The sequence below is a fragment of the Gammaproteobacteria bacterium genome, assembly GCA_016200485.1.
Classification (GTDB): Bacteria; Pseudomonadota; Gammaproteobacteria; order Tenderiales; family Tenderiaceae; genus JACQEP01.
Map to the genome: position 1 here is coordinate 310,310 of JACQEP010000010.1, position 17,691 is coordinate 328,000.

Genomic DNA, 17,691 nt, shown 5'->3' on the forward strand with positions numbered 1-17,691 from the left:
GCCTTTGCAATTAATTTGCATTACAATAGCCGCCTTTCAATAACGATAAAAAAAATGGGTAGCAAGACCATAGAGAGATTAAGACCAAAGAGATGATGCCTGATGTCTTTAAGAATTATCCAAAATGGCTGAAATCGACACACATTGGACCATTCGAAAATATCCTAGGGAATTGGGAAAAGTAGCTCTGACATCTGAATTTGTCTGAGCATTCTTTTCGCCGACGCAATCGGTTAACCAGCAATAGGACTTTCTTTTCGTCAATTACCCATATAAAATGAACGGAAAAATAATACCCAAAAGCACCACTTTTCACACACATTGCACGTAATTGTGCTGGATATCGACGGCCGATCTAGCGGTGGAGCTGATTGTGATGCGTGTCACCATAACAAACTGGTAGCAGAGATGATTAATCGCGTTTCCTCGAAACTCCTCGTTCGTGAATTATTTGTGTTTATCACCGCAGTTGTACTTAGTGCATGCGGCGGCACAGACAACAGCACTGGAACCACCAGCAATGACGAGAGCAACGTCCTGTCTGGTAGCAATGTTAATGTCAACAATGAGAATGTGGCGACAGTTTGGAAAACCGTTGACGCCAGTTGGCAACATAGCGCAGCAATCAAGAGTGATGGCACCTTATGGACATGGGGAGATAACGGATTTGGTGAGCTCGGGGATGGTACAAACTCCAACCGAGAAGTACCGGTGCAGATATCAGGGGCGGAATGGAAAAGTGTTGCCACAGGTAATATTCATACAATTGCGGTTAAAGGCGATGGTACCCTTTGGGCATGGGGAAATAACTTTTATGGACAACTCGGCAATGGTGCCGTGAATTATGGTGCTGGAGAGAATGCTCCAGTGCATATTGGTAATGACAATGATTGGGTCAGCGTTTCGGCAGGGTACGATTATTCTGTTGCGATAAAAGAGAACGGTACTCTCTGGGCATGGGGCAATAACATGAGAGGCCAGCTTGGAGATGATGCGACTGTAGATCATTATGTTCCGGTACAGATTGGCTCAAGCAAGAACTGGATTAGTTTAGCAGCAGGAAATCTTCATGTTGTTGCGATTAAGGCGGATGGAACCCTTTGGGCATGGGGCGACAATACGTTTGGCCAACTCGGAGACGGTACTACCGAGCAACGAAATCTGCCTATACAGGTCGGTACCGATACCGATTGGGTTACTGTCAGCGCAGGCAATTATCACACATTAGCCATTAAGCGCGATGGTACGCTCTGGGGCTGGGGAAGTAATGGTGTTGGTCAGCTTGGTGATGGTGCATCCATACAGAGACTCAGCCCCGCGCAAATCGGTCTAGACGCTAACTGGGCTGCTGTAACAGCGGGTGCTTTTCATACAATTGCCGTAAAGAGTGATGGCACCCTTTGGGGATGGGGAGATAACTGGCGAAATCAGCTAGGTGATGGCACAACTACGCAACGGCGCAGCCCAACTCGAATTGGTGTAGACACAGACTGGTCCAGAGCTGCTGCTGGCGGCGCTCACAATATTGCACTCAAGCGTAACGGTACACTCTGGACCTGGGGCCAAAATGACTATGGCCAACTGGGCAATGGGACGAGCGTGCGAACGCAGGATCGCAGGATACCGACACGTATCAATGACGCTATGGTGTGGAAGAAAATCGCAGCTGGTGGAGATCATACCGTCGGCATCAAGGATGACGGTACACTGTGGGCCTGGGGTGATAATACAAATGGACAGCTTGGTGATGGCACCACTGTCTATCGAAAAAATCCAATCCAGATTGGCGGCGCGACCGATTGGACTTTTGCGACAGCAGGAACTTCATACACTTTAGCCCTCAAAAATGACGGTACGCTGTGGGCGTGGGGATATAATGGATTCGGTCAGCTTGGAGACGGCACCACCATCGATCGACATCAGCCAATACGAATCGGCACTGCCACTAATTGGACAAGTGTAGTGGCGGGGTATAGCCATTCAGTAGCACTCAAAACTGACGGTACCCTGTGGGCTTGGGGAGACAATGCCTCGAATCAGCTTGGCATTAATACACTTACGCGTAGCAATGTTCCAATCAAGATTAGCTCAAGTATAGGCTGGCGTAGTGTAGCGGTAGGAGCCTTTCATACGGTAGCGATTAAGGCGGACGGGACTCTCTGGGCATGGGGAGGAAATTGGTATGGACAGCTCGGTGATGGTACCAATACTAATCAAAACGTCCCCGTGCAAATCGGGACTGATCAAGACTGGAGCACTGTTGCGGCCGGAAGCGGGGATACTTTTGCAATCAAAAGTGATACCTCCCTCTGGGGCTGGGGTTATAACCAAAGCGGTCAACTTGGTGATGGATCAGTAGAAAACCGCAGTTCTCCAGTTCAGGTTCAAGCGGGCGCTGAAACTGGTTGGATTAATATAGCCATTGGTGATGATCATTGCGTAGCAATCAAAGCTGACGGAACGCTCTGGGCTTGGGGGTATAATTTATATGGCCAACGTGGAGATGATGTGAATCTAACGGTGGACAGTACCCCATCACGAATTAGCGATGATACACCTTGGTCAGGTGTCGCAGCTGGCGCTCAACATTCGGTTGCACTCAAAGCTGATGGAACAGTCTTTACTTGGGGAAACAACTATTATGGCCAGCTTGGCATTGGTGTATCTGGTATAGATCAAAACAGTTTAGTGCCAATTGCTATCCCCTGATTAACTCGAAGGGGCTTGAATGGCCGCTTCTGAGCTATTCTGTTGAAAAACTCGGCTTCAAATTGTCCGCAATGCCTTCATGAAGCAAATTGAGACAGAATTGTCTCTTGAAAACCCATCATCGCGATGCGATGGTGGGTTAGAGGGGTATTAATTGTTTTAGATTACGAGGATTATCACCAATGGCCATGCACAACCCACCGCATCCCGGCGAATTCATTCGGGAAATATACATCACACCTTTCGCCATCAGCGTGCGCAAGGTAGCGGAGAGCCTGGGCGTATCGCCTTCGACGCTCAACCGGCTGCTGAACGGTGAAAGCAATGTCTCGCCCGAGATGGCCTTACGATTGTCAAAAGCACTTGGGCGTTCGCCGGAGAGCTGGCTGTCGATGCAGGATCATTATGATCTCTGGCACGCACGAAAAAATATCAATCTGAAAGCGGTCAAGAAGCTGAAAATAGATACTGCGGATCAGCATACCGCTCAATAGAAATGTAGGGTGGGTTAGCGTTTTTTGCGTAACCCACCAACTGTGCCGTCAGGCACTCATTAAAAAATGGTTTGTGTTGCTACGCAATGCTTGGTGGATTACGGCGCAAAAAATCGCGCCTAACCCACCCTACATTGATACTCGCCGTTATCTTAATGGCACCATCCTAATCACTCAATATTCTGCACCTGTTCCCTAATCTGCTCGATCAACACCTTAAGCTCAACACTCACTTTCGTCAGCTCAGTGTCCGTGGATTTTGAACCCAGCGTATTCGCCTCGCGATTAAGTTCCTGCATCAGAAAATCGAGTCGTCGGCCGACGGGTTCTTTGCGTGCCAATACATGGCGTACTTCCTGGACATGATGGGTGAGGCGGTCGATTTCTTCATCGACATCCATTTTTTGCATCAACAGGACGATTTCCTGCTCCAGACGCCCGGGTTCCAATTCGACTTTGAGTTCACCTAAGCGATCTTCGAGACGAGTGCGAATCTGCGTCCGTAATTCGGGCAGACGGACGCGGGCACCGGCCACCAGTTGATCAATCGTGTCGCAGCGTTGTTCGATGACGGCCTTGAGCTTGGCGCCTTCGCGGGCGCGGTTGTCGATCATCTCGGTGAGGGTTTCGTCGAGCAAGGCGATGACGGCTTCGTAGAGCGGCTCGAAATCCTGTTCGGTGATTTGCATCACGCCGGGCCAACGCAATACATCCAGCGGATTCACTGGCGCGCTATCGGCAAAATAGGTGCTGATGTCATTGCTGGCCTTGGCGACACGTTTGACGACATCGGTGTCGAGGGCGAATTCACGCGCTTCGGTCGCCACGGCCTGAAAACGCAACCCGGCATCGACCTTGCCGCGACTCAATCGCTCACTGATCCGCTCACGGATGCGGGATTCAATGCTGCGCAAGTCATCGGGTATCCGCAGGCTAACATCAAGATAACGATGATTGACGGAGCGCAGTTCCCAGCGCAGGCGGCCAAATTCGGTGTCGCGCTCGCGGCGGGCGAACGAGGTCATGCTTAAAATCATGTGAGTGCAAACTCCAAAAAAGAAAATAGGTATAACTGCTGAAAGACTCCCTCTCCCCCAGGGAGAGGGTTGGGGTGAGGGGGTAATTCGTGCAACTGCTTAATTACATCCCCTCATCCTAGCCTTCTCCCTAAGGGAGAAGGGACTAGAACTGTAAAGATCCATCAAAACTCACGCGCTCAGACATTCACTGCCTCCCGCTCGATAAAAGGACGCAACTCGGATCGCATGGCTTTTTCGATGACCAGATCGACCGGGCAACCCAGCTCATCTTCCAGGTAAAACTGCACCCCAAAATAACGCTGCGACGTGGCCGGCCCATCAAATGCCACGACAATATCCAAATCACTATCCGGCCGGGCTTCATCACGCGCCGTGGAGCCGAACAAGGCCAACCGGGTGACGCCAAAGCGCCGCACCAGTTCAGGCTTGGCGCGGGCAAGTGCCTGTAGTGCCTGCATCCGATTCATAACCAGCCCCCTCTTTAGTAGTTGGCCTATGGTAACCCTTAGCCCGGACATTTCACCATAAATCTGCTGCGGCCGCCTAATGCATTGAATCTTCAAGCCGTACTCGCTTTTGCCGCCTCAACATAGTGTTGACTATGTCTTCGCCGCCAAAAGTTCCGTGCGCCTCAAATCTTCAACACCTTAGACACGCCCTCGCAACGATCCATAGTGAAATATCCGGGCTCGCCATCGACAGAGAAAGGGTAAGGGGGTTTAGGGTATAATTCCGCGCTTTCGTCTTACAAATAAAGGAATTTGCTATGCGTCCCAGCGGCCGAAGCCCCGACCAATTACGTCCGATCAAGATCACCCGCCGCTTTACCAAGCATGCGGAGGGATCGGTTTTGGTGGAATTCGGCGATACCCGGGTGATTTGCACCGCATCGGTGGAGCGCCGGGTGCCGCGCTTCATGAAAGACAGCAATCAGGGTTGGGTCACGGCGGAATACGGCATGTTGCCGCGTTCTACCGGCCAGCGCATGCATCGCGAGGCCGCTTCGGGCAAACAGGGTGGCCGCACGATGGAGATTCAGCGCCTGATCGGCCGCTCGCTGCGGGCGGTGGTAAATCTGGAACTGCTGGCGGATCACACCATCACCATCGACTGTGACGTGATTCAGGCCGATGGCGGCACGCGCACGGCGTCGATCACCGGCGGCTATGTGGCGCTGGTGGACGCCTGCCGTCATTTGCACAAGACGGGCGCCATCAAAAAAGACCCGCTCTACGGCCAAATCGCCTCGGTATCGGTGGGAATTTTTAATGGCGTGCCGGTATTGGATCTCGATTATGCCGAAGATTCCGCCGCTGAAACGGATATGAATGTCGTGATGAATGAGGCCGGTGCCTTTATCGAAGTCCAAGGCACGGCGGAAGGCCACGCCTTCCGCATGGATGAGCTGCAATCGATGTTGGGGCTGGCACAGGGCGGGATCACCACGCTGCTCGAACAACAACGCAAGGCATTGGCGGAAGCGTAACCATGAAGCAAAGGCTGGTACTTGCCACGGGCAATCGCGGCAAGGTGCGTGAGATCGGTGAAATGCTCGCTGAATTTTCATGGGACGTGGTGCCGCAAACCGATTGCAACGTCACTGAAATTGAAGAGACAGGTTTGAGCTTCGTTGAAAACGCGATCCTCAAGGCGCGCAATGCGGCGGCGCAAACGGGATTACCGGCGATTGCCGACGATTCCGGGCTGGAAGTGGATTTTCTGCGCGGCGCACCGGGGATTTATTCTTCGCGCTACGCGGGCGTTGATGCGTCTGATAGTGACAACGTCAGCAAGCTGTTAACCGCGATGGCCGATGTGCCGGATACGGAACGCAGTGCCCGGTTTCAGTGTCTGATGGTGTTCATGCGTCATGCGCACGATCCAACGCCGCTGATTTGTCAGGGCACATGGGAAGGCCGCATTCTGCATGCGCCACGCGGCAATGGTGGTTTTGGTTATGACCCAGTGTTTTTTGTACCGGAACAGAATTGTGCAAGCGCGGAATTGACACCCGCGGTAAAGAATCAATTGAGTCATCGTGGACAGGCATTACGGAAGTTGGTTGAAAATTTGAAGGCATTGTCAATGTAGGGTGGGTTAGCTGCGAGTTTTTTCGCAGCGTAACCCACCAACTGTGCCGTCAGGCACTCACTAAAAAATGCATTGTGTTGCTATGCAACGCTCGGTGGGTTACGCAAAATACGCTAACCCACCCTACATTTGGTTAGATCACTATTATGAAAGCACCCGAACTACTCGCCCCTGCTGGCACCCTCAACAACATGCGCTATGCCTTTGCTTATGGCGCGGATGCGGTATATGCCGGCCAGCCACGCTACAGCTTGCGGGTGCGCAATAACGATTTCGATTTGAACAATCTTGCTATCGGCATCGATGAAGCGCACAGACTCGGCAAAAAGTTTTTTGTCGCCAGCAATCTGATGCCGCATAACCGCAAGGTAGACAGCTATCTTGGTGACATGGAACCGGTGATTGCACTCAAACCGGATGCGCTGATCATGGCCGATCCTGGCCTGATCATGATGGTGCGCGAAAAGTGGCCGGAGATGCCGATTCATCTTTCGGTGCAGGCCAACACCGTGAACTACGCGGCGGTTAAATTCTGGAAGTCACTGGGACTATCGCGCGTCATCCTGTCGCGTGAATTGTCACTGGAAGAAATCGAAGATATTCGCCAACGCTGCCCAGACATGGAGCTGGAAGTGTTTGTCCATGGTGCATTGTGTATCGCTTATTCCGGCCGTTGCCTGCTCTCCGGTTATTTTAATCATCGCGACCCGAATCAAGGTACCTGCACTAATGCCTGCCGCTGGGAATATGGCGTTAGCCCTGCCCGCGAGACCGAAACAGGCGATATTCAAAAAATAGAGTTCGATGTCTTTAAGGCAATGACCGAAACCGGTTACGCCGATCGCAGCGACATTCCACGCCATCCGTTGGCGGATAATGTGTATTTGATTGCCGAAAAGAACCGGCCAGATGATTGGATGCCGATCCTTGAAGACGAACACGGCACCTACATCATGAATTCAAAGGACTTGCGCGCGATTGAGCACGTTGAGCGGTTGGCAAAAATCGGCATCGACTCACTCAAGATCGAAGGCCGCACCAAGTCACATTATTACGTTGCCCGCACTGCGCAGACCTATCGTCAGGCAATCGATGATGCCGTGGCTGGCCGCCCGTTTAATCCGCGCCTGATGGGCATCCTCGAAAACCTCGCTAATCGCGGCTACACCGATGGCTTTTATCAACGCCATCACAGCGTGGAACAGCAGAATTACATCGAAGGCATTTCAAAATCGGTGCAACAACAATTCGTGGGTGAAATTACGGGTTATGACAGAACGACAGGCATAGCCGATGTGGAGGTCAAAAACAAATTCCGTGTCGGCGATGAGCTGGAGCTGATTCTGCCGCAGGGCAATCGCATGATTCGCCTGGAGCGCATGGAAAGCCTGAAGGGCGAAGCGATGAACGAAGCCCCCGGCGCGGGATATCACGTCCGCATCCCGCTACCGGACGCCAACACTGATTACGGATTGATTGCGCGACAACTGTAGGGGCAGGTTTTAAACCTGCCCCTACCATTTTGAGATTTAAAATCCGCCCTTGCGAATCGGGCACCAGGCTCGCCACCGCCACAATTTCTCGGTCATATGGCCGGCAGGTTCAATGCATCACAAGCCGGTAATGCTCGTCCTCTGGCTTCTCATGCTTCACATCAAAACCTTCCACATAATGCATAATTCCATTTGCCAACGCTCGATGCGGACTGTAACCCGTGATAGCGACAAACATTGGATACACTGCAGCAATCGGCAACAGTGATAGCCAGCCCAAGTGACCATCAGCCACCATAAACACCGACGCAATCAAAAGTATGCCTAATAACAGGTCACCTAGACGCGCATAACCATCGACATTTTGAATTTTCACAACTTCATTAGTGTGTTTCATTGTAAATCTCCTTGTGTGAATACATTTATTGCCAGAATGCAGTTTCATTAACTCACATCATCATGAATTAAATATGAAACGGACAGTGAAGGAGTTTCGACACTCACTTTGTTTAAGTGACCATGCTGAACTCGCGCCGGTCAACACTAGCAAATGCCGTGCCAGCCGTATTTTCTATGATGCAAATCAAATGGTTGGTGAAATTACTCAGCGTCTTGCTGGTTAACAGAACAACAAGTAATGTCGCCGCCCGGCGACACAGAAACCCTGAAATACAGAGAAGCATAGACAAGACACTGAAGTTAATTGAATTTACGTTGTCGCCAATGAGAAACGCCCTGATCAACATCATTGGATGTTTCACGCATTTTAATTACTTCACTAGCAACATCCTGACAACATCAAATAAGTGCTCTTGAATACCAACCAAACTGTGCTAGTGTTGTGTTGCAGTCCGAAGCTTACCTTTCAACCACAGCTTATCTTTCCCGTTGTCCGCAGTCGGTACTTAGTTTTTATTTCACTCAAGGAGGAGAATGTTATGTCTAAACATATGTCCGCGATCATTTGCACCAGCTTGTGCCTGCTATGGAATGTCAACAGTTATGCCGATCAGGAGAAACCGAAAAATTTCACCGCCAACCTTAGCGGTGGCGAACAGGTGTTAGCTGCAACGATTAAAGACGCAAATAATAACAATATTACGATTCCTATTGGACCACTGGTCACCGGCGCCCATGGCCATGCTCGCTTTTCCTTATCGAGCGACCATACGATGCTGCATTATCAATTCGAGGCAATGGGGTTTAGTACGCCGTTGTTCATGGCCCACATCCATCTTGGACCTGAAGGCGCCAATGGCCCGGTGATACTCTGGCTCTTTGGAGATCAAAGCAATGCGCCCTTCCCTCTGCCACGAAATGACGGGCCGTGGACCGGATCGATAAGTGGCACACTTACCGCCGCCAATCTAATTCCGGCACCTGGCCTTGGACTCAATACCTTTGAAGATGCGGTCATGAACATCATGCATGGAAACGCGTATATCAATCTGCATACAACGAAGAATGTTCCAGGTGAAATACGCGGCCAAATTCATCAAATGGGCCATGGTCCATTTGAAAAAATGGGCGATATGCACTAAGCAATAGCCAGGGGTGCTTCGGCACCCCTTTCATTACCATCGCGGGTGATGGTTATATTCAGTAGCGAATCGCGTACCAAGCCCTGCCTACCAGCTCATGCATCGCATAATAGCTGGTCGTTAACGCGCCCGGATTCGGAAAAAACTGTAGCACACCGCTGTCATGTTCCAGTAAAAACATAGTAGGTGCCGGTACCACATCCAGCCCCGCTTGCTTGAAAATCGCCACCGAACGCGGCATATGCCAGGCATGGGTGACCAGCAAAACGCGCTTTACACCTTTTTCATCGAGGACCTTTTTCGAGAACATGGCATTCTCGCCCGTGGTGCGGCTTTCGCCTTCCAACCATACGTCAGTGATGCCATAGTCATTTTTTAATGCTGCCGCCATGACTTGTGCCAGACTATCGCCACTGGTGTCGAAACCGTAACCGCCAGTCACCAGAATTGGTAACCCGGTGATGCGATGCAAATAAGCGCCATAACGCAGCCGGATCAGCGTACTTTCTTCGACGGTGTCCCCACCATATTCCGGGGCATCTTTGTAACGCCCGGCCGACAACACCACGATTGCCCCAGCACCTGAACGTTTGACCTGATCTGCCGTCAGCGCCGGCATAGTCTGTAACTGATCAATCAATGCATGCGAGATCCAGGACGTGCTCAGCAGATAGCCCAGCACCAAAACCAGCCCCAGCAACAGCTTGGCCAGAAATGGCCGGAACCACAGCAATATCCAGCCGATCGCCAACAACATCAAAAACAAACCCGGCGGCAACAATAAACTCTTAAAGAGGTAATTAATAAGTAAATCCATCCAAAACGCTCCCCTGATTCAAAACGAACCGCCAGCACTGGCCTTTATCGGCGCTCGAAACTTCGCTAGTATCATTGTTATGCGACATATACTGCAACTACGCCCCAGCCACAACAATCCTCGCAATAGCGAGGGCAGTTTCATTCAACTCCAGGATGGCCGCATCCTCTTTATCTACACCCGTTTTAGCGGCGGTTATCAGGATCATGATGCCGCCTGCCTGGTCGCTCGATTATCGCCGGATAATGGCCAGACCTGGACCACTGATGATGAATTGATCGTTGCCAACGAAGGCAAACAAAATGTCATGTCCGTATCGCTGCTACGCCTTCCTGATCGCCGCATCGCGCTATTTTATGAACGCAAAAACTCAAGCGCTGATTGTCGCCCCTATCTGCGCTACTCATCTGACGAAGGCCATACGTGGACCACTCCAATTACTTGCATCTCAGATAATGAGATGGGGTATTACGTTCTTCTCAACGACCGCGTCGTACAATTGCGGTCCGGCCGCTTGGTTATGCCTGTTGCGCTGCACAACGCTCCCGGTTGGCCAAAATGGACCTCCTATGGTGTTGCGATGTGTTATCTATCGGATGACCAAGGACAGACCTGGCGCCGCAGCGTCAGCACCTTGGATGGTAAAATGGAAACCCGTCATGTAATCGTACAGGAACCAGGTGTTATCGAACTCAAGAATGGCCGCTTGATGATGTTCTGCCGCACTGACGCTGGCTATCAATATTTTTCTTACTCTGAAGACGGCGGTGATCACTGGTCGCCACTGCAAACCTCAGCCATCTTGTCGCCTCTCTCTCCAGCCTCGATCAAACGCATCCCGAACACGGGCGATTTGCTCATGATTTGGAATAATTCACCAACAGTGGAAGCCGCCTTACAAGATGAACGTACCCCGCTCACTGCCGCCATCTCGCGCGATGAAGGTAAAAGCTGGAATCACGTTATCACCCTGGAAAATGACCCGGAGGGATGGTATTGCTATACCGCCATTCACTTTGCAAAAGATAATGTCTTGCTCGCCTACTGTTCGGGCAATCGGCGCGAATACCCGGAACTCTCCATGACACAAATCTCGAAATTGCCGATCGCTATGCTTTATAAAAACTCATCACACCCTTGATCCAAGCCAGGCAATAGCCTTTTCTCGATCCGAGAAAATCGCCATACTAAAAACAATGCCTGCCCAAAAATGCCCCAGGGATATCGATCAGTGACCACGGCCACCGCGCAAAGGTATTTTGAGCGACTATAAATCTCATGGCAGCAAAAGTGAACGAATAGGGATGCTTACGATTTGCCAAAAAGAATCGCCGGACACGGCTCTATCGTTTTAATAAAATCGATAAGCTCCCGCACTTGCACGACATCAATCTCTACGCCTTCATCGACAACTGTCTCGATAAAAAAGCGCCCCATTCGGGGCGCTCTAACAAAATTACTGCTTGGTGATTGGATCGAGCGTGATCTCGACCCGGCGATTACGGGCCTTGCCATCGGCTGTTTCGTTAGAGGCTACGGGATGGGTCTCGCCATAACCCACCGCCGCCAGTCGCTCGGCGACTACACCGTGATTTTGCAGGTATTGCGCTACAGTCTGCGCCCGCTGTTGCGACAACGCCATGTTGTGGTCAGCAGCACCCGTGCTATCGGTGTGCCCTGCAACTGTCACCAACGTCGATTCATATTCTTTCAACACCAGATTCACAGAATCGAGCGCGCTGAAAAAATCTGGCTTCAATCCGGCACTGTTTACATCAAAGGTAATTGCGCTCGGCATGTTCAAAATAATATTGTCGCCATTACGGGTCACACTGACACCTGTATTTTGCAGCTTCTCGCGCAGCTTGGCTTCCTGAACATCCATGTAATAACCCACACCACCGCCAGCGATGGCACCAATGCCCGCACCTTTCAGAACGCGTTGCTTGCGATGTTCTTTATCCCCCGTGGCAGCCCCAATAACAGCACCCGTCACACCACCGATAAGTGCGCCGCTGGTCGCCTTGGCTGTTTGTTTTTCACCCGTGTAGGGATTCACCGTCGAGCAACCCGCCACCCCAAGCCCTACTACACAGGACCCTACTACTACCCAACGACCCAACTGCAACTTCATACTGCTCTCCTTCTGGTTCAGACAAAATTCGTGCGATCTTACCGAATCGGGCTCTAACCGGCCAGAGGTTCAGCGAAGATGTCGCCTAATACGGTACAATGCTGCCCTATCTTTAACCGGAATGACTCGTGTTTCATTTCACCTCCCTGCCACCGCTATCGCTTTACGTCCATATTCCCTGGTGCGTGCGTAAATGCCCGTATTGCGACTTTAATTCGCATGCGCGCAAGGTTGATAGCGGCATACCTGAAATCGCTTACGTCGATGCCCTGATCGCTGACCTGGAACTGGAATTACCGCTGATCTGGGGCCGCAAGGTGCAAACCATCTTCGTCGGCGGCGGCACCCCCAGCCTGTTCTCGCCCGAGGCGCTGGATCGGCTGCTCTGCGGCCTGCGCGCCCGGCTGGCCTTTCCGTCCACCACCGAAATTACCCTGGAGGCCAACCCAGGCACGATCGAAAGCGGCAAATTTCATGAATTCCGGGCCGTGGGCATCAACCGGCTCTCCATCGGTGTCCAGAGCTTCGATGACGCCCTGCTTCAGCGCATCGGGCGCATCCATGGCCGCCGCGAGGCCATCCGCGCCGCTGAAGAGGCGCACCACGCCGGTTTCGACAACTTCAACCTGGACCTGATGTTCGGCTTGCCTGCACAAACCGTGGCCATGGCCCGTAAAGACCTGGATACCGCCATCGCGCTCAGCCCCAGCCACCTCTCGCATTATCAGCTGACTCTGGAACCCAACACCCAGTTCCACGCCCAGCCGCCCCAATTGCCCGAGGACGACTTGCTATGGGAAATGCAGGATCAGTGTCACGCCCGGCTGGAAGAGGCGGGATACGGTCATTATGAGATCTCGGCCTTCGCCAAGCCTGACCGCCAGTGCCGCCACAATCTCAATTACTGGCAGTTTGGCGATTATCTCGGCATCGGCGCCGGTGCTCATGGCAAAATCAGCGATGCCCGCAGCCAATCGATCCAGCGTTCCTGGAAACTCAAGCACCCGGATCAATACCTGGCGGCCGCAGCCACAGAGGCCCGACTGGGCGGCAGCAACCTGCTCACCCCACGAGATGCCGCCTTTGAATTCATGCTCAACGCCTTGCGCCTGATTGAGGGTGTGCCCAGCCATCTGTTTCAAGATCATACCGGCCTGCCACTGAACATCGCCCAGGAGACGCTGCACAAGGCCGAGTCCAAAGGGCTGATTGAATGGGACGCCCACCGCATTCGGCCTACCCTCCAAGGGCAGCGTTTTCTCAATGATCTGTTGCAGATGTTTTTACCGGAAGACACCTAAACCCGCATTTCTCACCCCAGATCGTAGCGAGGACGCCTAGAGTGAGAAATGCGGGTTAATATGCGAAAATGCGCGGCTTGATTACAGGATTTGAAGGTAGTTGAAATGACAACATTGGTGATGCAAGGCCCGGAATTGACTCCCGCTCAGGCGCAAGCGATTGCTGATCGCCTTAATGCACGACTCGAACCGTGCGCCCGCGGCCATTTTCGTGCTCAGATTATCAATACCATCGATGCTGACACACTCAATCGCCTGAGCCAGGAATATCACGCTGACTTAAACCTGCTGGCTGACAGTTTTGATCCGACTACGGTGCGCCTAGTAATCTCGGACATGGACTCAACCCTGATCAACATCGAGTGCATTGATGAAATCGCGGACTTTGCTGGCATCAAACCCCAGGTCTCCGCCATCACCGAAGCCACCATGCACGGCGAGCTGAATTTTGAACAATCACTGACCAAACGCGTGGGGCTGCTGACCGGACTTGATGCCGGCGCGCTTGATCATGTCTATCGCGAACGGCTGCGCCCCAATCCCGGCGCCGAAACCATGATCGCCGGCCTGCATGCCAAAGGCGTCAAAGTCGCACTGGTTTCGGGTGGCTTTACCTACTTTACCGAACAACTCAAGACACAACTCAAGCTGGATTACGCGCGCGGTAACACGCTCGACATTATTGACAACAAACTTACAGGCAAGATACTGGGCAACATTGTCGGCGCCGAAGGCAAACGCGATTTCCTGCTCGAACTCTGCTCGACGCTAGACATTACTCCGAAACAAGCCATTGCAATAGGCGACGGCGCCAATGATCTCATCATGATGAAAGAAGCCGGACTCAGCATTGCCTACCACGCCAAACCCAAGGTCCAAGCTCAAGCCCATACAGTACTGAATCATTGCGGACTGGAGGGTGTATTGAGCCTGCTCAACCTACCGCACTAAACCACCTTGGCCGCTAGGGAGAAACGATATCCAATAGCAAACTCCGCTTGCCGTTGGATTCGATTTCCTTCCGGAAACTCCCTAACGCATCATCCCAGGCGGACAACAGCTCTCGCAACTCGCGGCACTTTTTATCACTCACATCCGCGCGACAATTGTCGTCAGCAAAATTTCTCAATTCATACGCCAATGCATTCCCCAACACCGTCAAACGCTGCGCGCTCATACACTCTTTACTGATCATACCCCGTGACCCCTGATTGTTTTTCACTTCGTGTTGATTGATTCAGAAGCAACAACACCGAAAGACCATTGGCAATATCATAACCACAGAAATAATCCACCGCAAAGCACAAAAAATATGTGCCTGAAGTACTGAAAAAATTCCTCATGAACTCAAATAATTACTAGCAAATAAGAATATTAGTGATTAATGATTCTTTGGTGGCGCAACGCTTGCGCAATCACAAATAACACAACATTGACACGGCTATAACAGCCACCCAATGGTGTCTTAAGTTATATTGCAAATGCTTTAATTCTACGACTTGACCACTGATCACACGACCAACGGCCAACCCCAGCCGTTGCCAATAACAGTAAAACTACACCCCAAGCCTGATGATCGGTCGCGGCAGCAGGATCAAGATCCGGATAACTGATTACGGCCATAATATTGAACATAAACAACAGCAATGCAGCAGGCCGCGCCAGCAAGCCAATTACCAGCAATACAGGCATCACCAATTCGATAAACGTTCCAAGATAGGCCGCATAGAGTGGCGAAAGTAATGGCACTGCATATTCGTTCTCAAAAAGATAAAGTGTGGTATCCCAACTGGTAATTTTCAGATAACCCGATTTGAAAAACGCCCACGCCACCCACACACGCAATAATAAAAATGCCAGCGGTGCCAGCCAGTCCAGAACTTTGGCGACATATTGCCACGCATGAAAAACAGGATTAACAGCTACTTTCATCAGCTTTCCCCCTCTGTTTTAAACCAATAAAAATCCGGCGCGACAGACAAAAGGCCATGACAGTCGCCACATCCGTCTGATCCGCATAAGCAGTAAATACCTCACCCACTGGCACACCACCCGCCAAGGCCGTTACTAGCGCATATTCGGACACTCCTAACCGGACGATCTCGACATCAAAATCAGTGCGATAGATCAGTAACCGATCACCGCCACTGCCAAGATCGATTTCCTCAAGTTCATCCCGGCGATGTTGTTGCCATATTTCCAGCACCGGGTACTGTGACTCAAGCCAGCGCAGGGCGGGATGCGGTATCAGTACACCATCATCGTTCATCTCAGCTGCATTCAAAACCAAGCTTGCTTCAGCATTAATGCCCGCATGAAAAACTTCGTGATAGGCCCACTCCAGCCGCGCGATATCTGACAAATAGGGAAGTGCTTTGGCCGGAAGAAAATCTTTCAGAAACTCCGCCAGCGTCACACCGTAGGCATGCACATTGGCGCTGGTGCGTGGATCATGTTGCCGATAAGCCTCTGCCAATGCCCCAAAGAAGGCCTCCCCCCCTAACCGTTTTATGACGGGATACACAGCGGCCAGCGCCTCATGATGCCCGAGCACAAAATTATTGCGGTATACGGTCAACCGCTCGCGGCTGGAGAAGTGATCGCTTATCAGTTCATCCGGCACCGCATTCAGCTGCCGCACCACAATCAGTTGACCCATTTCGAGTTGTAAATCACGCAGTGAGTGCATAACACCCATCCATAATGTGTTGTGCGCGCTGTGCTTCGGCCACCAACACCGGCAGCGGCGGCAAGACGGCGTCCCATTCAATTAACACCGGAATGCCCGCAAAACGGGCAACTGCGTGCTCATACAAATCCCAGACCTCTTTCGATACTGGCTGGTCGTGGGTATCGATAATAAAGGTCGCCGCGTCGCGCAACTTCCTGGTGTGGCCGGCTAAATGTATCTCACCGACAACGCCTGGCACGATATTGTTCAAATACGTTTTCGGATCGAACCGATGATTGATGGCGCTGACATACACATTATTAACGTCCAGCAATAACCCGCAACCGCTACGGATCACCAGCTCGGAAAGAAATTCCCATTCACTCATGGTTGAATGTGCGTAGCGCACATAACTTGACAGATTTTCCATCAGAATTTGGCGGCCAAGAATCTCCTGGGCCTGCGTGACCCGGCCCGCGAGATGCATCAACGCCTCTTCGGTATACGGCAACGGCAGTAAATCATGGAAATGATGGCCTTGTACTGATGACCATGACACATGCTCCGAGATCAAGCCGGGCTCAATATACTCGATCAAACGCTTGAGTTGTTTTAAATGAACCTCATCCAGCGGATCGGTCGAACCTAGCGACAATCCTACTCCGTGAAGACTGACTGGATAATGTTCACGAATCTGCCCCAGTATCTGCCACGGCCGCCCACGCTCGCCAAAATAATTCTCACTATGCACTTCCAGCCAGCCGACATCGGGATGTGCATGCAAAATGTCCTCATAATGCTCGGCCCGAAGACCGATCCCGGCGCACGCCGGGATCGGATGTGCAACCCGAGACCTGGGGTTTCGATGTTGCGTCACCATGACCGTTAAGCCTTCGGTTTGGCACTGCTATTAACGATCTTGTCGCATGTCCCCTTCGGTACGACAAGAAATGCATTTGGGTCGGCATCTTTCTCGGCGTGACCGACACAGGAATTGGTCGAGGTCTTGCAATCGTTTTTGCCTGCTTTGACAATACCGTAGCATTTCTCCATGTCATCCTTGGCTGCCAGGGCCGATGCAGACGCACCCATCAGGCTTAATGCGATGGCCGATGCCATAATTGCTTGAACTGAAGATTTACGATTACCCATAGTTGCTTCTCCTTATCTGTAATGATGAACTCAGTTTCGACACACCCGTGGTGCTCGCAGATAGAGACGCATGAAGTCTTATTTTGTTACAGGAGGAAATGAAAAATTAGCAGCTTGTTGAAAAAGGCTCTTAGTCCCTTCTCCCTCCGGGAGAAGGCTAGGATGAGGGGATAAAATCAAGTAGTGATGAGGCATTTAACCCCTCACCCCAACCCTCTCCCTGGAGGAGAGGGAGTTTTTCAACAAGC

The 17,691-nt window shown here is 51.6% G+C and carries 19 protein-coding genes; 9 read left to right on the forward strand and 10 right to left on the reverse strand.

The features are described 5' to 3' along the window. The first annotated feature begins 333 nt into the window (after window positions 1-333). Entirely contained in the window at window positions 334-2,709 is a 2,376-nt protein-coding gene (locus HY272_06825) for a hypothetical protein (GenBank protein ID MBI3772396.1), read from the forward strand. A 182-nt stretch (window positions 2,710-2,891) separates the two neighbouring features. Continuing rightward, a complete protein-coding gene (locus HY272_06830; GenBank protein ID MBI3772397.1) occupies window positions 2,892-3,203 on the forward strand; it encodes a HigA family addiction module antidote protein in 312 nt (103 codons plus the stop codon). Window positions 3,204-3,373: 170 nt separating this feature from the next. Here the strand turns inward: HY272_06830 and HY272_06835 are convergent, their stop codons facing one another. Beyond that, window positions 3,374-4,240 (reverse strand): YicC family protein, encoded by an 867-nt coding sequence (locus tag HY272_06835; protein ID MBI3772398.1) that lies wholly within the window; start codon window positions 4,238-4,240, stop codon window positions 3,374-3,376. A gap of 179 nt (window positions 4,241-4,419) precedes the next feature. Next, the gene (locus HY272_06840) at window positions 4,420-4,710 is read right to left on the reverse strand and encodes a nucleotidyltransferase family protein (GenBank protein MBI3772399.1); all 291 of its coding nucleotides are present in this window, start codon (window positions 4,708-4,710) and stop codon (window positions 4,420-4,422) included. A 299-nt stretch (window positions 4,711-5,009) separates the two neighbouring features. Between HY272_06840 and rph the strand changes: the two genes are divergently transcribed. The 3 genes from rph (at window position 5,010) to HY272_06855 (ending at window position 7,827) form a co-directional block, all read left to right on the forward strand. After that, window positions 5,010-5,729 carry a ribonuclease PH gene (rph, locus tag HY272_06845; GenBank protein ID MBI3772400.1) on the forward strand — a complete coding sequence of 240 codons (720 nt, stop codon included), beginning with the start codon at window positions 5,010-5,012 and terminating at the stop codon, window positions 5,727-5,729. A gap of 2 nt (window positions 5,730-5,731) precedes the next feature. After that, window positions 5,732-6,334, forward strand: a complete 603-nt coding sequence (gene rdgB, locus HY272_06850; GenBank protein MBI3772401.1) for an RdgB/HAM1 family non-canonical purine NTP pyrophosphatase — start codon at window positions 5,732-5,734, stop codon at window positions 6,332-6,334. A gap of 146 nt (window positions 6,335-6,480) precedes the next feature. After that, the gene (locus HY272_06855) at window positions 6,481-7,827 is read left to right on the forward strand and encodes a tRNA 5-hydroxyuridine modification protein YegQ (GenBank protein ID MBI3772402.1); all 1,347 of its coding nucleotides are present in this window, start codon (window positions 6,481-6,483) and stop codon (window positions 7,825-7,827) included. Between the two features lie 109 nt (window positions 7,828-7,936). Here HY272_06855 and HY272_06860 read toward each other — a convergent pair whose 3' ends face one another. After that, a complete protein-coding gene (locus HY272_06860; GenBank protein MBI3772403.1) occupies window positions 7,937-8,224 on the reverse strand; it encodes a hypothetical protein in 288 nt (95 codons plus the stop codon). A gap of 541 nt (window positions 8,225-8,765) precedes the next feature. On the opposite strand from HY272_06860, the gene HY272_06865 reads away from it, so the two are divergent. Further along, window positions 8,766-9,368, forward strand: coding sequence for a CHRD domain-containing protein (locus tag HY272_06865; GenBank protein MBI3772404.1), 603 nt, complete (start codon window positions 8,766-8,768; stop codon window positions 9,366-9,368). 58 nt (window positions 9,369-9,426) lie between these two features. Here the strand turns inward: HY272_06865 and HY272_06870 are convergent, their stop codons facing one another. Continuing rightward, on the reverse strand, window positions 9,427-10,185 hold the full coding sequence (locus HY272_06870) for a YdcF family protein (protein MBI3772405.1): 759 nt from the start codon (window positions 10,183-10,185) through the stop codon (window positions 9,427-9,429). A gap of 79 nt (window positions 10,186-10,264) precedes the next feature. Here HY272_06870 and HY272_06875 point away from each other — a divergent pair, with 79 nt between their 5' ends. Then, the gene (locus HY272_06875; GenBank protein MBI3772406.1) at window positions 10,265-11,326 is read left to right on the forward strand and encodes an exo-alpha-sialidase; all 1,062 of its coding nucleotides are present in this window, start codon (window positions 10,265-10,267) and stop codon (window positions 11,324-11,326) included. 315 nt (window positions 11,327-11,641) lie between these two features. On the opposite strand, the gene HY272_06880 is transcribed toward HY272_06875, so the two are convergent. Next, the gene (locus tag HY272_06880) at window positions 11,642-12,319 is read right to left on the reverse strand and encodes an OmpA family protein (protein MBI3772407.1); all 678 of its coding nucleotides are present in this window, start codon (window positions 12,317-12,319) and stop codon (window positions 11,642-11,644) included. A gap of 128 nt (window positions 12,320-12,447) precedes the next feature. Here HY272_06880 and HY272_06885 point away from each other — a divergent pair, with 128 nt between their 5' ends. Together HY272_06885 and serB are read left to right on the forward strand one after the other, a co-directional pair. Next, a complete protein-coding gene (locus tag HY272_06885) occupies window positions 12,448-13,620 on the forward strand; it encodes an oxygen-independent coproporphyrinogen III oxidase-like protein (protein ID MBI3772408.1) in 1,173 nt (390 codons plus the stop codon). 105 nt (window positions 13,621-13,725) lie between these two features. Then, window positions 13,726-14,571: a phosphoserine phosphatase SerB gene (serB, locus tag HY272_06890; protein ID MBI3772409.1), complete on the forward strand. Its 846-nt coding sequence runs from the start codon at window positions 13,726-13,728 to the stop codon at window positions 14,569-14,571. A 13-nt stretch (window positions 14,572-14,584) separates the two neighbouring features. On the opposite strand, the gene HY272_06895 is transcribed toward serB, so the two are convergent. From HY272_06895 to HY272_06915, 5 genes are all read right to left on the reverse strand, one after another. After that, window positions 14,585-14,815, reverse strand: a complete 231-nt coding sequence (locus tag HY272_06895; protein ID MBI3772410.1) for a hypothetical protein — start codon at window positions 14,813-14,815, stop codon at window positions 14,585-14,587. 275 nt (window positions 14,816-15,090) lie between these two features. Beyond that, entirely contained in the window at window positions 15,091-15,552 is a 462-nt protein-coding gene (locus HY272_06900) for a DoxX family protein (protein ID MBI3772411.1), read from the reverse strand. After that, the gene (locus HY272_06905; GenBank protein MBI3772412.1) at window positions 15,536-16,309 is read right to left on the reverse strand and encodes a putative DNA-binding domain-containing protein; all 774 of its coding nucleotides are present in this window, start codon (window positions 16,307-16,309) and stop codon (window positions 15,536-15,538) included. Before HY272_06905 ends, HY272_06900 begins: the two co-directional genes overlap by 17 nt. Further along, window positions 16,293-17,171 (reverse strand): DUF692 domain-containing protein, encoded by an 879-nt coding sequence (locus HY272_06910; GenBank protein ID MBI3772413.1) that lies wholly within the window; start codon window positions 17,169-17,171, stop codon window positions 16,293-16,295. Before HY272_06910 ends, HY272_06905 begins: the two co-directional genes overlap by 17 nt. A 5-nt stretch (window positions 17,172-17,176) precedes the next feature. Then, on the reverse strand, window positions 17,177-17,443 hold the full coding sequence (locus tag HY272_06915; GenBank protein MBI3772414.1) for a DUF2282 domain-containing protein: 267 nt from the start codon (window positions 17,441-17,443) through the stop codon (window positions 17,177-17,179). Window positions 17,444-17,691 lie beyond the last annotated feature (248 nt).

What these genes read in the sequence shown, in the direction of transcription:
- rdgB (MBI3772401.1), top strand. Translation starts at nt 5,732, where the DNA reads ATGAAGCAAAGGCTGGTACTTGCCACGGGCAATCGCGGCAAGGTGCGT.
- HY272_06915 (MBI3772414.1), bottom strand. Translation starts at nt 17,443, where the DNA reads ATGGGTAATCGTAAATCTTCAGTTCAAGCAATTATGGCATCGGCCATC.
- HY272_06835 (MBI3772398.1), bottom strand. Translation starts at nt 4,240, where the DNA reads ATGATTTTAAGCATGACCTCGTTCGCCCGCCGCGAGCGCGACACCGAA.
- HY272_06900 (MBI3772411.1), bottom strand. Translation starts at nt 15,552, where the DNA reads ATGAAAGTAGCTGTTAATCCTGTTTTTCATGCGTGGCAATATGTCGCC.
- HY272_06855 (MBI3772402.1), top strand. Translation starts at nt 6,481, where the DNA reads ATGAAAGCACCCGAACTACTCGCCCCTGCTGGCACCCTCAACAACATG.
- HY272_06910 (MBI3772413.1), bottom strand. Translation starts at nt 17,171, where the DNA reads ATGGTGACGCAACATCGAAACCCCAGGTCTCGGGTTGCACATCCGATC.
- HY272_06840 (MBI3772399.1), bottom strand. Translation starts at nt 4,710, where the DNA reads ATGAATCGGATGCAGGCACTACAGGCACTTGCCCGCGCCAAGCCTGAA.
- HY272_06830 (MBI3772397.1), top strand. Translation starts at nt 2,892, where the DNA reads ATGGCCATGCACAACCCACCGCATCCCGGCGAATTCATTCGGGAAATA.
- HY272_06875 (MBI3772406.1), top strand. Translation starts at nt 10,265, where the DNA reads ATGCGACATATACTGCAACTACGCCCCAGCCACAACAATCCTCGCAAT.
- HY272_06905 (MBI3772412.1), bottom strand. Translation starts at nt 16,309, where the DNA reads ATGCACTCACTGCGTGATTTACAACTCGAAATGGGTCAACTGATTGTG.
- HY272_06880 (MBI3772407.1), bottom strand. Translation starts at nt 12,319, where the DNA reads ATGAAGTTGCAGTTGGGTCGTTGGGTAGTAGTAGGGTCCTGTGTAGTA.
- HY272_06870 (MBI3772405.1), bottom strand. Translation starts at nt 10,185, where the DNA reads ATGGATTTACTTATTAATTACCTCTTTAAGAGTTTATTGTTGCCGCCG.
- HY272_06865 (MBI3772404.1), top strand. Translation starts at nt 8,766, where the DNA reads ATGTCTAAACATATGTCCGCGATCATTTGCACCAGCTTGTGCCTGCTA.
- serB (MBI3772409.1), top strand. Translation starts at nt 13,726, where the DNA reads ATGACAACATTGGTGATGCAAGGCCCGGAATTGACTCCCGCTCAGGCG.
- HY272_06860 (MBI3772403.1), bottom strand. Translation starts at nt 8,224, where the DNA reads ATGAAACACACTAATGAAGTTGTGAAAATTCAAAATGTCGATGGTTAT.
- rph (MBI3772400.1), top strand. Translation starts at nt 5,010, where the DNA reads ATGCGTCCCAGCGGCCGAAGCCCCGACCAATTACGTCCGATCAAGATC.
- HY272_06895 (MBI3772410.1), bottom strand. Translation starts at nt 14,815, where the DNA reads ATGATCAGTAAAGAGTGTATGAGCGCGCAGCGTTTGACGGTGTTGGGG.